Raw genomic sequence first — 16,430 nt, forward strand, 5'->3', positions numbered from 1 at the left:
TTATTTAATTACCGGAGTTAGTCTTGGGCATATTCGCTGTCCCATTCGTTTCCATCATCTCCTTTTTGACCTTCCATTTTTATTAGGAAGTTCTTAGCTGGAAAATATGGTTTCATATGAATGTCAAGGTGCACCCGATCTTTTTGAATAGGATCCTGCTCAAAACGTTTAATGGTAAAATTTTCAATTAGTTTATCCGGACCAGATATGGTATCTAAAAATTGAATGATTTGTTTTAAAAGTTCCTTGCGTGTTTTGGCATTGAAATTCTCAAAAGCTCTGCGATTAAGAAAATCCATCATCACTTTTGTTACGTAATCAAAAACTCTAACAACCGAATAAGTTTGAAGGCCTAGATTAGCGCCGTTAAATAGAGTTTTGGCCGAGAAAGCCATAACTTTACCGTATTCGTTCACCATTGGGATTAATCCCATTTTTTCGAGGCTTGAAATTTCGCTTTTACGAAGATCAAATTTAACTCCTTGCACTTCGTTAATTCCACCAAACTTTTTACCTGCAGTCACCTGCGACATAAGGGTTTGGTAAACTTTACCGGCTAATGCTCCTGCGGGTGGAACGTAAAGGTCATCTTCTTCGTTTACTTCGTCGAATTTACCTCTGCCAACCAGCCAGTTACAGGTCATCATTACGTTGGAGCGGAACATGTCACCCCCCGAAAGGTTTGCGGCGCTAAACATTTCCATAACATCATCAGCTTCATCCAAATGCTCAAAATCGGTTACCATCATTACTTTGTTGTCGTAAGCAATTTTACCCCATTTTTCGATCAGCATGTTAGATCCCAGATAACCAGGTAAAACTAATAGACCATAGTTGTCACTAAGGTCAAGCCGATCGTAAGTATTCTTTATTTCAGACGATACAGCATCTATGAAACGGGTGTTGTCCAAATCCTTAATTTGATCCGGATCTGCATTCATTATGGATATATTTTTTACTTTATCTTGTTCGGAGTTTTTGTAGAATAAAGCCATGCTTCGGTAGGAGCGTTCCAAATCTCTGGTTTGTTCGATTACCGTGCCAAGGTTTTTCTTCAAGGTTTGGGCTGTTTCTGCAGCTTTTTCTTTACTGCTGTCGATCATCTCGTTTAGGTCGTTTGACCGGTTTATTGCTTCGGACCATATTTCAAGAGTTCTTTTTAATTGCTCTCGTTCCTCTTTTTTTGTGTTTTCTGTAAAGAAGATTTTTTTTCTGGCCTTACGCTCGGGGTTCATGTTTTGAACTCCTTCAATAGCTGTTTCAAGCAGATCAAATCCGCCATATTTTGCCAATTTACTTAAATTCTCTTCCAGGGGTAATTCGTTAGTTGCTAGCGAATTATCCATTTGCTCTTTGTTCTGTAGCATTTTATTATCTCTCCAATTCGTTTAATTCTTCAATTAATCCGCTGATAGTAGCCGAAAGGGCAGCCTTGGCATCGGGATCGGTAAGGGCAGCCTTTAAAATTTTATTCGTTTTTAGTTGTTTAATTATTTTGTTGTGCTGTTCTTTTTCAGTGGTTAAACTTTTAAGAAACTCACTTTGTGCAGTTATGCCTTTTATGCCAAAATCTCCTAAGTTTGTAAAGCCAATGGTTTCTTTTTGTGAGGTTCCTTCTGATGTCTCAAAATCTACTTCTATTTGAGGCTTATAGTGTTGAAAAACTTCTTCAACAGTATGGAGACCTTTTACAATATCTGGTTTAATCGGAGCGTCGTAAGTTAGTTTCTCGATTAATAGGGTTTTGTTTTGTGGAATTTCCTGGATTGCCTCACCGGCATCTAATTTTACTTCTGTTCCACCAAGCTCAAAATTTCCGTTCATGCTCTGTATCTTTTTTATTTAAATGTTAATTAATAGATTTCTATGGTAAAATATTATTGTTGGATTTGGAGTTTATTAGTCTATGTACCTTTGAAATGCAATTGGTTTTATTTAACCTTTAGCTTTAATTTTTTATTTTTATCGAATGATACAGTCACTTTTTGTCCGGACTGAAGTTCATTTCCAATAATCATTCGTGATAGTGGAGTGCGCAGTCTGGTGCGAATAATATTACGAAGAGGGCGGGCTCCGTATTGAGGAGAGTATCCTTCTTCAGCAAGTTTTTCTCTGGTTTTATTGTTGATTTCCAATTCAATTTCTTGTTGGTTGAGTGCTTCTGTTAGTTCCTTGAGTTGAAGATTAAAAATCTTTGTGATATTCTCTTTTGTTATTGGGGAGAAAGGAACTATCCCTGTAAGTCTACCTAGGAATTCTGGTCGGAAATAATTGGCCATGCTTTCCATTAATTTATCCGATTTTGGTAAGGTTTTCTTCTCATTAAACTGATCAACAATCGATTGGCTTCCTATGTTGGATGTGAAAAGAATTACTGCATTGGAGAAATCACCTGTCTTTCCTAAACGATCATGTATGGTACCTTCGTCAAGTATTTGTAAGAAAATATCGAAAACAGAAGGGTGAGCTTTTTCAATCTCATCAAAAAGAACAACCGAGTAAGGTTCTTGTCTGATTTTATTTACGAGCATACCACCCTCTTCATATCCTACATATCCGGGAGGTGCACCATATAATAAAGCTGCAGAGTGTTCTTCTTTAAATTCAGACATATCGAAGCGAATTAAGGATGCTGATGACTGAAATAAGAAGTTGGCAAGTTGTTTTCCAAGTTCTGTTTTCCCCGTACCGGTTGGACCTAAAAAGAAAAATGAACCGATTGGCTGTCCTGGTCTGTTAAGTCCAGAACGGGATTCGAGTATGGATTCACAAACTGCAGTTACTGCTTGGTCTTGACCAATTACTGCAGATTTTAAAGTGTCTTCCATGCCTAGTAACCGATCTCTTTCTCGAGTCATTATTTTACCAACAGGAATACCGCTAACCCTGGCAACGGTGTTTGCTAAATTGTGAAAGTTAATTTCGTCGGATTGATTGGATATCTCATGTCGTAAAATATCAATCATTTTGTAACAGTTGGCTACAGGTTCGTTAAGTTCATCTGACTCATCTTGTGGTTGCCCGATATAGGTGAGAAACTTTCGTAGTCCTGCATCGATAATGTCGATATCATTTGGTTCGCAATCGACTGCTTTTAGTTGTTTTTCTAATTGGTCGATCTCACTTGGTAATGTATCCATTTGAGCACGGGTTCCTGCCATGGTTCGATCAATAAGATCAATTGCCGAGTCGGGTAACTTTCTTTCGCTAAAGTGACGGGATGCAAGAGTTACAGCTTCGGAGATATGTTCCAGCTGTATGTTTAGCTTATGGTGATCCTGTAATTGTGATACTGCACTCAGAGCCATTTCAATGGCATGAGTAGTATCCGGTTCTTCAATATTTAAGTGTTCAAAAAGTCTTTTTAAAGCGCTGTCGCCATCAATTAACTTTCGGAATGAATCGTTAGGAATGGTTGTGATTAAAACAAAGTATCCTTTGTTTAATTCCGATTTAAGAAGGTGCGTTATTCCAGTATTCCCGGATTTATCATCTATTAGTGTCTGAAGATCATCTAGAAAAAGAATGGGACGATTTAGCTGTTCCAGTTGTTTAAATACTTTTCGAAGTCTGTCTTCTATTTCGCCTTTATAAGTAGCTCCTGCAAGAATACTTTCCATTTGAAGTTTAAATACTCTTGATTGTGTGAGCAGTGCAGGAGCTTTTCCTTGTGATATAATAGATGCTAATCCATTAATTATTACAGATTTGCCGACTCCTGATTCGCCGGTTATAAGCACATGTGGTTTTGTAAATCGGCCAATTGTCTCTGTAATATTTAATAGTTCCTGATCTCTGGCCACTACTGTAGAAAGTTGATGACTCTTTGCTAAACTAGTCAGATCAATAAGATATTCCAGATCTGATTTTGAACTCTTCTCTTTCGTTTTGTTAGTGTCGGTAGAATTTTCGCTAAAAAATTTATTAAGTAACTGATCGCGCTGAAGAGGGAATGTTTTTAATTGGTCGAAAGTAAAGCCAACACCTGGAGTTATTAGAGCTGTTAAAACACTAAGCGAATTTAATTCTGACTGTTGGTTTAGTAAATTCAGTTCTTCTGCTTCCTGAAAGATATTTTCTACTCCATCATCAGCAGGAATAGGATTCGATAATCTGCTGTCTTTTGGGCAGCCCTCCATACGCACGTCAGCCCATTCATCCAAATAGTAAACATCTACATCCATTGCAAATAGTTGTTCTCGGATGCCACTGTTTTTGTGAAGAAGTCCTTTTAGTAGATGTGCGGGAGAAAAGCATGGATTGCTGTTTTCTTTAGCGCATGATTGTGCTACTATTATGGCATTTTTAATTTCGTCGGATAGTTTAATTAAGCCATTTTCGATTTTTATCATGTTGTATTCTGTAATTAAACAATATGAAATAATATAAGTGGTAAAACAGGCACTTTAGAATCATAAAGTTATTAATATTTATTTTAAGCACATAACAAATATAATTATTATATTTTATTAACTAATTTATTAAAAATGTTTTTTGGTTAAATTAAAAATGGAAGTAATTGTTTTTTTTGATAAATTCGTAGTTTTATTACCATTTGTTAATCTAGATTCAGATGTGTTTTTATTTATTTAATTATAGTTTCATTAATATTGAAATTTTGAATGATATACTATTCGTTACCGTTAAAATTAGGAAGGTTGTGTGAAAAAAAAGATCATGAACATTGTAGTTTGAAAGAATCTATTTCTCAACACTTATATCTAATCATAACAACAGCTTTAGGAGATTGCTTGTATGATGAAACATTTGGTTGTTCCATCTGGGATAGTGATTTTAATAATAAAATTAATGATAGCAGACTGAAAGAAGAAATCAAATCAGGATTATGTTTGTCAATTAAAAATCACGAAAATAGATTGGATAATCTGGAGATAGAAATAAGTTTTTCGCAAGCATTAATTGGTGTTGGGGAAAATGTAACCTGTATGAAGAAGAAGTTGGATTTGAAAGTAAACGGAAGGTTAGCACAAACAGACGAGCCATTTGCATTTTCGGGGTACTTTTTCATGGGTCCATTGTCCTACTATTAAAATAATATGAAGTAAATGGAGCATAAAGAGTTAATAAAAGAGAGGATGTTGAAACAGGCATCACGGATGTGGGCTATTGATGAAGTGTACGATGAATCCTCTTTTGATCCTTTGGTACGAATTCTAATTTCGGCACTTGCCGCAGAAAGTGAGTCTATTTATCACGAAATGGATCAAGTGCAGGATCGTGTAGCCCAAAAATTAATGAATCAGTTGATTCCTCATATTCATGGCGGAGTGCAGCCTGGTTATTCTGTAGCAATTATTAATCCTACCGATTCGGTTGCATGTTTACCTGCCAATTATAAATTCTTGAGTCGGATACGAAACGAGTTTGATGCGCTTCGGGAATTGCAATTTATTTCTCTTCAGGAGACTTCTCTTTTTAAAGGAGGAGTTAAGTATATCCTTTCTAGTTCGGCATATTATCAAATGACCGATTATCGCTTTAAATCACGAATTGAATCGGATGTTCTAAAAGGAATCGTTCTGGATAAAAACGATGTTTTGCTGGGCATTGAAATACCTGTAAATACGGATGGTTTAAGTACATTTCGATTGTTTTTCGATTACAAAGAAAATACCTCTGTTCGGGACACTTTTTATAGACAACTGAGAAGTGCAAAATTTTTTCTTAATGACGAGAAATTAGAAGTTGAATTTGGATTGAATTCCGAAGAAGACGAAGAATTAACGGTTGATTGGGGAAGCTCGAAAAGTGAGTTGACAGGTATTAAAAAAAGGGTTCTGTCCTACTACGATAGACAATTTATAAGAATAAAGAAAACAAATTCATCCGAACAGGATTTTAAAGCTAATGGTTCCCAAACAGATGAGAATATTTGTTGGCTGCGAATCTGCTTTAATGAGGATTTTGATTCCGGAATATTATCGTCGGTAAATTGTTTTGCAAATGCCTTGCCAGTGGTTAATCTTACCGAAAGAGAGAAGGTTTTTAAGAGTAGTGAGAACTTATCGGTAATTAGCTTACAGGACGAGGAGGCTTTTTTTGCTCTGGATGTAGTGGAAGGAGATGATGGTGTTATCTATGAGGAATACGGAGTCCAAAATGGAAGCGAATGGGAAAATGGTACATTTCTTTTACGCAGGGATGGAGTAGCAGGCATGTCAACAGAAAATGCCAGTGAAGCAATTAATTTTTTGATTGGAAAACTGAGGAACGAAAGTGCTGCATTTGCAATGCTCGATAATGGTAAATTTTCGGATGACCTGAAAGTACTTGGACAAATAATAGCTCGTTTGCAGCAATCGGTAACCCAAAAGAAAAGGTATCATAGTCCCGTGTATATGTTTTTAAAATATAAAGAAATTGCTGATACAATTTTCGTAAAATATTATACCACGGCCGGAAAAATTTTAAAAGGAATAAAACCGAATACTCCAATATTACCCTATAAAGGGGCATCTATTCAGCAAGCTGGGGGCTATTTTATTACTCCTCTGACTGGGGCTCGAAATGTTTTAAACTCTGATGAACAATTATATAATAATAGGTATATGATGTTATCAGGAGGGCGAATTGTGACAGAAAAGGACATTAAAGCATTGGTGTATGATGTTTTGGGGGAAAGAATTGAACAGGTGGTAATTGAAAAAGGATTGATGGAGAGTCAGGATTCTCAAACTGGTTTTGTTCGAACTATTAATATCAAATTAAATAGCAAACGTGAAATAGGTGAGCAGGATGCAATGGTTCTTGAAGGGCGGGAAATATTGCATGTTTTAGATGAAAGAGGAAGTAATATTTATCCTTACTGTTTATTTATAAATGGAGTGCAAATATTCAAACAATAATGGCAAAAAATAATGGTGAACCTCGTCAATTTAGGATTGACTCAATGATTTCTAATTTTTTTATACTTCTCTTGATTCCGTTGTTGGCGATATTAGGTTTTAAATACTTTGATTATCAGGCCCCTCCAGAAGTTAGTTTTGAGGTGCTAGGAGATAAACATATGGCGAATGCAATGTTGAAGTTTAGAAATAATACGGCAGGAGATCATACTTACGAGTGGAATTTTGGAGACAGTACCGCATTGGTACATGAAAAGTCGCCTATTCATACCTATGCCGAGCATGGAGATTATACAGTTACGCTTATCGTTAATGATAGATATGAGTTTCAAGAATCGATTCATATAGAGAAAATTAAGGACGATGAGCCTGTTGTTGTTATTCCAAGAATTGCAGGCCCTAAACAGGTGTATGTTGGCACTTCGGCTGTTTTTACCTGCAGTGCTCAAGGAGGAAGCTCATGGGAATGGCAAGTTGACGGTTCTAGTCAGATGAATTCAAAAAGAAAATCCGTAAAATATACATTCACTAAACCAGGTTATAAGACGATTAGTTTGGTGGTAGATGGAAACAGGGAATTTACTGCTCAAAAGAAAATATATGTGCGTGTTAAACCAACTGAAAAACATAAAATTACCTCGGCTAAGAAGTCGGATGGCGAAATAGAAAAGGATTATATTCCAGAAACCCCAGAAGTGTACCAAGTGTTTAAAGAGATTGAAAAGGAAATTGTAAAAGATGAATCATTGCCCACTGATGGTGAGTTAACGGTTATGCTTCAGCAGATTGCCGAAGGAGTCGGAGATAAAGAGAAATTTTTGAAATATTTCAATGAGAGCAATAAATATTTAATGGCTAGATGCAATGGCAATTTAATGACTTTTGAGGCAATAATTAAGGATGTAGAAGGAAAGAATATTTTAATAAAAGAATTTTCGACAGAAAGAAGAAATAGTACCAACATTGTAAATGTTACGATACGATACAAAAAAAAGCGAGGTTCTAAAAACGATTAACTATGGTAAATGAAAATGATATGTTTCTGCCTGTAAATTGGGTAGATGGCATGAATATTAATAAAAAGCATTTTATTGCTCAGGAGAACTCATTCATTAAGAATAGAATGGAAGTGGCTGGATTGTCGGTTTCGCCACTAAATTTTGGACTTGTTAGGAGTGAAAGAGACTTTTTGTGGATGGATATTGACAATAATATTCAACTTTTGGTAACTTTTAAACCTGTAGGTATTGTTTTTCCTAGTGGCTTTTCCTACGCCATTACAAACGGAAAAGAATTTAAGTGTGATTTGCCTAAAACAGAAAGTGATGCGGTATATTATGTCGTTTTATCTATAGATCCCTTTTCCCGTCAACCAATTGGAATGGCAAATGCGGCGGAAAGTCCGGTTCGAAAACCTTTTGTAGCACCTGAAATGAAAATTTCTATTTTAGAAGAGGACGAATTATCGGAAATTTTATTGGGGCAAAATCATCTTGTATTTGGTAAAATAACAAAGATGGATGGAAGTTGGGGTGTAGATTCTGATTATATTATTGCGTCAAGGTTTATTGCATCGAATCCTGATTTATTTGATGTTTATAAGCAAGTGGAAACTTATATTAGTTCCATTGAGAAGTTTTCTTCCTCAATCATTAATAAAATCCGCCTGAAAAAGCAAGATAATCCTCTTGCCAAAGCTTTAAATGAAATTTGCTGTAAGTTGCTCGACTTTTTAAGTGTAACTCTTTCTAGATATAGAATTGTAACTCCTTATGACTATCCTGTTGAGATGGTAATTTTGGTGATGGATTTGGCTCGAATTGTTAAGAATTCAATTGACGGATGGCAAGCATGTGGTAAGGATGAATTTATGACTTATATATCGGATTGGTGCAATATTAACGAAGGGGAGTTTGAGGATGCATTAAACCGAGTTATTAAGCATCGCTACGACCATAATAAAATTAGTATATCTGTTGACAAAACCATAAAGCTGCTTAGTTTGTTAGAGCATGTGTTGCAAACTCTTTCAGGTTTAGATTATATCGGTAAGAAAATAGAGACCGATCTTTTTGTTAAGGAAGAAACACTAATGGAAGAAGAAATTGAAGGAACAACTACGGCAAAGAAAAAGAGGCCCTTCTTCTTTGGTAAAGAATAGTGCTGCGTAAATTGAATGTAAACCAGTAAAGCGTTTTGAAATATGAAACGTCCATGACAAGGATATTTTGACACACAGGGAGATGATTATTTCAGCATGGTAAGTTCTCCCGAAACAAGTTCGGGACAGGCTATATGGCAAAAACATACAATTATAATCATATGAAACTCCATGTTAAAGTCTTTGTACACACAAGAGAAAGATAATATGGTAAGTTCCATAGAACAAAAACTTAAAATATAAAATAGATGAAATCACTAAATGTAAAGCAACGCAGAAAGGCATTTATTAGCTTCTTTTTCCTGTTTCTTTTAACTACTTCCTTGGTTGTTGTTATTGTGTTTTTTAATTTAAAAGTACCCGAAAAAGAAAATAAATATTTGCATAATCGGTTGAATTACTTGAGTTTGGAGAAAAAACAAATCAGTAATTTTGCCCTTAAAATGGATAAAGTAAAAGCATTAATTGATATGATTCAAATTAAGGGCACTAATATTGAATTTACTGATCAGCTAATTTCAACAGAATTAGCTGTAATGAGAAATAAGTTTATTGCAGAAGATAGTGTTTCGAATGTTGGAATGTATAACAATATCATTCTTACCTATCTTGAGTTAAAGGAGGCGAAAATAGAATTACTTAACCTGGAAGATGCAAAAACAGATATTGAATCTTATGTGAGTATCATTGAAGAATTAAAAGAGAAACTGGAGGCAAAACAAAGAGATTTAGATATTTATCGGCACAATGCCAGATGAAATAAAGTCAATTTAAAGCATAAAAAAAACACCTAATCAAACGATTAGGTGTTTTTTTTTGGGGGTGGGCCCACATGCCCCGAAGTATCGGGGTGAACCATGGACTCAAATATTTTGGAGTAAGCAATCGACTCTTTCCTGCTTCGCAATTAGAGAATAAATATACTTTTTACTCTTTTTATTGATTGTTCAATTTTACGAGCTTGGTCTGTATATTCACAAGGAATTGATAAAGCTAAATCCCAATCGTCTACTTTAGTTGTGAATTTACTATTTCATAATATCTTTAATTATGCAGTATTAATCTATCTTCTGGAGGGAATTGCTTTTTTAAAATTAAAATAAGTTGGGGTTGTGTTGGTAAGTGTTTGAAAATTAACAATATGCCGACAAGTGTTTGGCTGGTATTGATAGAGAAATCCCGAAAACTATTGAAGGTTAAATATTAATAGGTAGAATTTAGTACTCCAAATGTAAAACCGATCTTGTTGACTATTCCGAAGAACGTAACAGTAGAACATTTTTTTTAAATTTAAATATAGCGGAAATCCACTACCGTATATGTATTCAATGGAGAGCTTAGTATCCGGGTTTAAATACTTTTTAAGCTTGGTATGGTATGCAGATATTCTATTTACCCAATATCCGGATCTTAAACAGGCCTATTCGCTGACTCATAATTTAAGAGTGATCTTAACACAAACCAAAAATAACAGCCTTGCTCATGCAAAGGTGGGATAGTTTTGAGAAGCCAGATACGAAGCTTTCAGGAGTATTGGAAATACGATTTAAGATTATTAGGTATTTTAAACTACTTTGATCATCGAAGTACAAATGCTTCTGCGGAATACTTTTTTTACGATTTTATTCATTGCACCTTGCCATATCTGAACCAACTTCACTAACAGTACATCGAACTTCGTAGGATATTTTTAACTATTTATTAGCATACAAGTGAGTAATTTGTCTATAAATATCGGAGAATAGAAGGACATTCAATTTGAAATAGTGTCGTTTAGATCTTCTCTTTTAATATGGAATATTTTTTCGGAGTTTACTTTTCCTGAGAGGTGTACCAAGTCTAAAAATTCATAAGTATAATCGTGTTGTGTTTTTCTGAGGTTAGATACGAATGCTTCGGTTGCAAGAAGTCGGGCTCCGTATTTTTTGCACTGTTTTTGTAAGCGAGAAGCTGTATTCAAGACACTTCCATGGTAAGCTATTTCTGTTTTTATATCGCCAACCTCGGCAACCATTACATTGCCTGAATTTAGAGATGCCGTAAATTCGGGATGAATTCCATATTTTTTTAAGAATAGCTTTTCTTTTTTATTTAAATCATCGATAAACTGAAAATAAAAGTTGATAGCTCTTTTGTAATTTTCTTTTTTATTGCCTTTCCAGGTTATAACCACCTCATCGCCTACAAACTGATATATAATTCCGCGATTATTTACAATGCTGCTACTGATGGTGAGAAAACATTCTTGCAAAAAAGCACTATAGTTTTCGTGTCCTAGTTTTTCAGAATAATTAGTTGATGAAACAAGGTCGAGGAATATGAAAATTCGGTTTTCTTCAAAGGGTTTTTTGTATTTTCCGAATAGTGAATTAAAAAAAAGCGACAAGCCAGTACGCTTTAACGCACCCAGAAATACATCTAATGTGTACTTGATAAACAAACCGATAATGAAAAAATACAAGCCAATTGGATTAAAAATAAAATCATTAATCTGTTTAACCGAATCTATAAATCCCAAACCTTTTTCAATGGAGTAATGAAAAAGGCCGAGACTTATACTCAATAGAGCAAAACCGATTAAATAACTACATAACTTTAAAAAAAATGTAATGAGAAAGGATTTTTTCCGGAAAGAATTTACAAAAAAAAAGATTTCAAAAACGCTGCTGATTATGGCAAAAATTGAAATTATTAGTATCGTAATTGTTATGTTATCGTTGATTAAAAACAATAATTTTGGGGTTCCTTCTTCAATATCATTTCCTAACATTGTTAGATATTGCAACGTAATAAATAATTGAAAAAATAGATTCCACCAAATTATGGAAAGAAAAATTATTTGTAGTTGCGACCAAAATTTTGGTTTGCCAAAAATGTATTGAATTACCGATTTCATTTATTTATTGGTGATTTCTATTTAATATCAGAAAGTGAAACACATATTCAGCTCAATGAGATGCCGTAGAGTGAAGATGTGTTTCATTTATGCAGCAAGATTGTCATCTTGTTATTTTCCAATGGATTTTAGATAGTTAGCCAATCGTATTTTGTAAGTACACAAAGCATCTGTTTCTCCATCCTTTGCTTCCTGAAGCATGGCCTGAGCTTCCAGTAAATCTGATGTATTTACCAAGCCGGCTGAATAATTGTCTTTAATAACTTTATGGTGCTCTTCTGCCTGAATAACAGACTTTTGGGATACCGTAATTCGCTGATATTCCTCATTTAAATCTCTGTATTCTTTCTCCATCTCAAGTTCAAGTAATTCTGAAGTTTCATCGATTTTGTTTTGAGCTATTCTAATGTGTACTTTGCTTTCCTTTAATCGATGACCTCCTCCCCACCAATCTGATATTGGAATACTTAAAGTGGCAAATGCTAATAAACTGGTATTATCATTGTCTAAAACATCCAGATACATACCGCTTGCACCTATGGCAAATTGAGGTAGTATATCTCCTTTTATCATTTTATACTTTAGCTCTTCTACTCTTTTAAGTTTGCTTAGAATTTTGAACTCTGAACGATTAACAACACTTTCATTGTGGATTTCGAAGTATTGTATTGGTAGATCAGTTGTAAGTAATTCATCTTCAAAACGAATTTTCTCTGAATATTTTATCCCTAAATGTTGACATAAGGTCATTGCGACCATATCTATAGAATTTTGAAGTTGTAATTTGTTTGTTGATAATTCATTCTGTTTCAATTGAACTTTTAACAGATCACTTTTTTGAATTAAACCTGCATTGTACGAAACTTCAACATCTTTTAAAAGAGTGTTAACCAGTTCTTCGTATTGTAAAAGTGTTATCATTTTTTCCTGCAATGAAATTGACAACCAAAAAAGCTCTTCCGTTTTTACTTTAAGCTGATCTTCGGTTAACGTCAGATTTTCTTTGTTAATCTCAACACCCAAACTGCTTAATCTATTACCGTTCCGAACTTTTCCTCCTGCATAAATTGGCTGTATGGCGGAAATATGGCCATAATTAGCATAATCCAATAGACGCATTTGCGTTCCTGCAAGACCTAATTCCAAAAGTTTTTTATCTGATTTAAAAACGGTTATTCCTGCATCAAGTTTCGGAAAGTAATTGGTGAAAGCATTTTTTTTCACCAATTCTGAAGCCTGTAGATTCATCTGAGCTTCTTTAAGTCTTTTATTATTTTCATGAGCTAAAGATTGGCATGAATCAAGCGATAAGCTTTGTGCTGATCCTTGAAAGGAATAAGCACAAATAAATAGTAATAATATATAGCGAGCCATTTTTTTTTGTTTTAATAAATAAATTAAACTACTGGTTGGTTTTTGTTCTTTGGTCCATTGCCGGATACCTTCCAATACAGAACAGGTAAGATCATTAGAGTCAGAACCATTCCTACAATCATACCAAAACAAATAACAGATCCTAATGGACCCCATAGTGGAGATTTACTTATAATCATTGGAACAACACCCATAGCAGCAGCCATAGAAGTTAGAAATATAGGTCTCATCCGACGTTTACCTGCAGCAATGGCTGCCTCTTTGTATGACAAATTATTATTTATTACCAAGTGCATGGCGTAATCAATCAGGATGATTCCATTTCGAACAACAATTCCTACTAGCCCTATTATGCCTATAAAAGATGTCATTCCGAATGGATATCCTGTTAATTTTAATCCTAAGGCTGCACCCAAGATACTCATTAATATGGTTGACATAATTAATAGTGCACGACGAGTGGTTTTAAATTGAACAATCAAAATAAAGAAAATCAATATGAGGCTAATCGATAAGGAACTGATTAAAGGTCCCATGTTTTCATTTGTAGCTTCATCATCACCACCATATTCAATATTAATTCCCTTTGGGAGTTCCAATTGATCAATCTGGGGTTTTATTTTTTTAAAAACACCGGACGGAATCACGCTTCGTTCAAGATCTGCTTTAATGGTAATTGTGCGCAGACCATTTCTTCGGCAAATATTTCCTTCTGTCCATTCGGGTTCAAGTGTGGCCACTGATCTAAGAGGTAGCGATTCCAAAGTTAAAGGAGATGAGATGTATTGATTCTCAAGATCGTTAATGCTATTGCATTGTTCCTCTTCTTTTGTTAACACAACGCTTATTGGATAATCTCCCTCCCAAATGGTTGTTAAAGGGATTCCATCAAGCGAAATCATCAACGAAGATGCCACTAAAGTTTTAGCATACCCTAACTGGTTGGCTTTGTTTTGGTCAATTTTAACATTAATCCCGCGGCGCATTTCTCCCCAGTCGCTTCGCACCCAGGTTATATTTTCATTTGTTTTTAAAATCTGTTCAACTTTACTTCCCTCTGTTTTTAATTCGGCAATACTGTCTCCCGAAATACGAATCTCGATTGGAGAATCGAATTCTTCCATGGCTAATTGTTTCCATCTAATTACTGCTTCGGGAAATATATTTGCATATTTTTTTGCGTATTCATCCAGTATTTCTATTGTTGCTTCATTAGAAATTGTATTGACCATGAGCTGTCCATAGTTTTTCGCAGGCAAATGAGGTGCATATAAATCATTAAACCGGGGAGATCCGGCACCAACAAAACCAGCAACATTGGTTACCCGTTCATCTTTTGAGAGTATTCTTTCAAGACTGTCTATAACCATTTCCGTTTCATTGAGCGATACGCCTTCAGGCAGATAGACTTCAACCGGAAATTGGCTTCGTTCCATTGCAGGAAAAAGTCTTTGATCTACTGTCGTGAAAATTAAAATGCCTAGTATTACTGATAATGCGCCCAAAGCAATTGTGGTTTTCCCATTTCTGAAAGTCCATTCAAGCATTGTATCGTACCAATTTTGCATGTGGTCTAAGAAACTTTTTTTATTGGTTGTGTTATCGGTTTGTTCTTTGTGCAGGCCTTTTTTGATAAAAATGTAGCACATAAAAGGAACTAAAAAGACAGCAACAAGCATTGAAACACCCAGAGCAATACCTATGGTTACTGGAAATGTACCAACAAAATCACCAGCCAATCCGGTTAGCATGAGCATGAGCGGGAAAAAGGATGCAACAATTGCAGCGGTGGCTGACAATACTGGTATCACCAGTTCTGTTGCTGCTTTCCATGCTGCATTCCATGGAGTTTCGTGTTGATCCAGTTTTTCCAGATGATTGTCGATAACAACAATAGCATTGTCAACAACCATTCCCAACACAACAATTAAGCCGGCAAGCGATACAATGTGTAACTCAATGCCCACCATTTGCATGATTCCCAAAGTAATTAGTATGGATATAGGAATGGTTATTCCGGCTACAAGAGCAACCCGGAAAGGCAGCAAAATCATGGTTACTACAAATACCGCTAAAATGGCAATCAAAAATTCCACCATAAAGTGGGAAATGGAGTGATCAACAACATCGGGAAGGTCAGAAATCACATTTATTTTTACATCATCCGAAGTTTTTTCCGAAAACCGGGCGAGAACTTCCTTAATATCTTCACCAAACTGAACAATATTTTTTCCTTTCTGCATTTCCAGAGAAATTAGCAGGGCATTGTTCCCATTGTTGCGGATAAAGTTATTAGTATCCTCATATTTTCGCTCAACCCGGGCAACATCTTTTAATCGAATAATATTTCCTTCGGGGTCGGAATAAATAATCTGCTCCAATAAATCTTCTTCCGATTCAAAGTGTGGAGGAAGGTGTACAGGAAGAATTAATTTATTATTATCAAGTTCTCCTGAATAATTGAGCGATTCCTGTATTTTGAATGTTGCAAATATGGTTGATAGATCAATATTATACTCATTCAGCTTGTCTTGCTGAATATACACGTAAACCTCTTCTTTTTGTGTTCCTGAGTGCTTAATTTTGGAAACAGAACTGACTTTACGAATGTCTGTTTCCAATTTTTCCATGATGTCTTCCAGCTGACGATATGATTTTTTTTCGGATGACATGGTAATCAGTAAGGCCGAAGTATCGCCAAAATCGTTGCTCCCAATTAATGCCAAAACATCGACAGGCAATTGCATTTTTAGTTCGGACAACCCGTGTCGTAATTTCGACCAAAATTTATCTGAATCGTGAACATTCTGATTTAACTCAACGTAAATAATCATCATTCCTTCCGTAGAGATGGAATGAGTTTTCTCTTTTCGTACTTCCTCATAGCCAAAAATGTAATTTTCAACGTCTTTGGTTAATTGCTCCTCTACTTCTAAAGAAGTAGCTCCAGGATAAAGAGCAATTATTACTCCCTGGCGGACAATAAATTCGGGATACTCCCGTCGGGGCATGTTTATCAAACCGAATATTCCAAGAATCATCATTACCAAAACAAAAGCCAAAATAATTTGGCGGTGTTTCATGGCGGATTCAATGAGATTTATTTTTTTATTCATTGTGTCATTTTTTTATC

Annotated in this window: 12 protein-coding genes; 6 read left to right on the plus strand and 6 right to left on the minus strand. The window is 35.2% G+C overall.

Going from position 1 to position 16,430, the window contains the following annotated elements; genetic code table 11:
• Positions 1-17: 17 nt before the first annotated feature.
• The 3 genes from BZG01_RS16480 to BZG01_RS16490 form a co-directional block, all read right to left on the minus strand.
• Positions 18-1,346 carry a DUF5458 family protein gene (locus BZG01_RS16480; RefSeq protein ID WP_245870399.1) on the minus strand — a complete coding sequence of 443 codons (1,329 nt, stop codon included), beginning with the start codon at positions 1,344-1,346 and terminating at the stop codon, positions 18-20.
• A 25-nt stretch (positions 1,347-1,371) separates the two neighbouring features.
• Complete coding sequence (locus tag BZG01_RS16485) at positions 1,372-1,824, minus strand: hypothetical protein (RefSeq protein ID WP_101310945.1); 453 nt, start codon at positions 1,822-1,824, stop codon at positions 1,372-1,374.
• Positions 1,825-1,931: 107 nt separating this feature from the next.
• A complete protein-coding gene (locus tag BZG01_RS16490; protein ID WP_101310946.1) occupies positions 1,932-4,352 on the minus strand; it encodes an AAA family ATPase in 2,421 nt (806 codons plus the stop codon).
• Between the two features lie 306 nt (positions 4,353-4,658).
• Between BZG01_RS16490 and BZG01_RS16495 the strand changes: the two genes are divergently transcribed.
• The 6 genes from BZG01_RS16495 (at position 4,659) to BZG01_RS21605 (ending at position 10,526) form a co-directional block, all read left to right on the plus strand.
• Entirely contained in the window at positions 4,659-5,051 is a 393-nt protein-coding gene (locus tag BZG01_RS16495) for a GPW/gp25 family protein (RefSeq protein WP_180327360.1), read from the plus strand.
• Between the two features lie 15 nt (positions 5,052-5,066).
• Positions 5,067-6,866 (plus strand): type VI secretion system baseplate subunit TssF, encoded by a 1,800-nt coding sequence (locus BZG01_RS16500; RefSeq protein ID WP_101310948.1) that lies wholly within the window; start codon positions 5,067-5,069, stop codon positions 6,864-6,866.
• Positions 6,866-7,882, plus strand: coding sequence for a PKD domain-containing protein (locus BZG01_RS16505; RefSeq protein WP_101310949.1), 1,017 nt, complete (start codon positions 6,866-6,868; stop codon positions 7,880-7,882). Before BZG01_RS16500 ends, BZG01_RS16505 begins: the two co-directional genes overlap by 1 nt.
• 2 nt (positions 7,883-7,884) lie before the next feature.
• Positions 7,885-9,027 carry a hypothetical protein gene (locus BZG01_RS16510; protein WP_101310950.1) on the plus strand — a complete coding sequence of 381 codons (1,143 nt, stop codon included), beginning with the start codon at positions 7,885-7,887 and terminating at the stop codon, positions 9,025-9,027.
• A 248-nt stretch (positions 9,028-9,275) separates the two neighbouring features.
• Positions 9,276-9,785 (plus strand): type VI secretion system TssO, encoded by a 510-nt coding sequence (tssO, locus tag BZG01_RS16515; protein WP_101310951.1) that lies wholly within the window; start codon positions 9,276-9,278, stop codon positions 9,783-9,785.
• 570 nt (positions 9,786-10,355) lie between these two features.
• On the plus strand, positions 10,356-10,526 hold the full coding sequence (locus BZG01_RS21605) for a hypothetical protein (RefSeq protein WP_180327361.1): 171 nt from the start codon (positions 10,356-10,358) through the stop codon (positions 10,524-10,526).
• A gap of 254 nt (positions 10,527-10,780) precedes the next feature.
• On the opposite strand, the gene BZG01_RS16525 is transcribed toward BZG01_RS21605, so the two are convergent.
• The 3 genes from BZG01_RS16525 to BZG01_RS16535 all read right to left on the minus strand — a co-directional run bounded on the left by BZG01_RS16525 (position 10,781) and on the right by BZG01_RS16535 (position 16,413).
• Positions 10,781-11,590: an adenylate/guanylate cyclase domain-containing protein gene (locus tag BZG01_RS16525; protein WP_180327362.1), complete on the minus strand. Its 810-nt coding sequence runs from the start codon at positions 11,588-11,590 to the stop codon at positions 10,781-10,783.
• A 444-nt stretch (positions 11,591-12,034) separates the two neighbouring features.
• Positions 12,035-13,297, minus strand: coding sequence for a TolC family protein (locus BZG01_RS16530; RefSeq protein WP_180327363.1), 1,263 nt, complete (start codon positions 13,295-13,297; stop codon positions 12,035-12,037).
• 23 nt (positions 13,298-13,320) lie between these two features.
• Positions 13,321-16,413 carry an efflux RND transporter permease subunit gene (locus BZG01_RS16535; protein ID WP_101310955.1) on the minus strand — a complete coding sequence of 1,031 codons (3,093 nt, stop codon included), beginning with the start codon at positions 16,411-16,413 and terminating at the stop codon, positions 13,321-13,323.
• Between the last annotated feature and the right edge of the window lie 17 nt (positions 16,414-16,430).

Origin of the sequence: Labilibaculum manganireducens, from assembly GCF_002843385.1 — a bacterium.
GTDB classification, from domain to species: domain Bacteria; phylum Bacteroidota; class Bacteroidia; order Bacteroidales; family Marinifilaceae; genus Labilibaculum; species Labilibaculum manganireducens.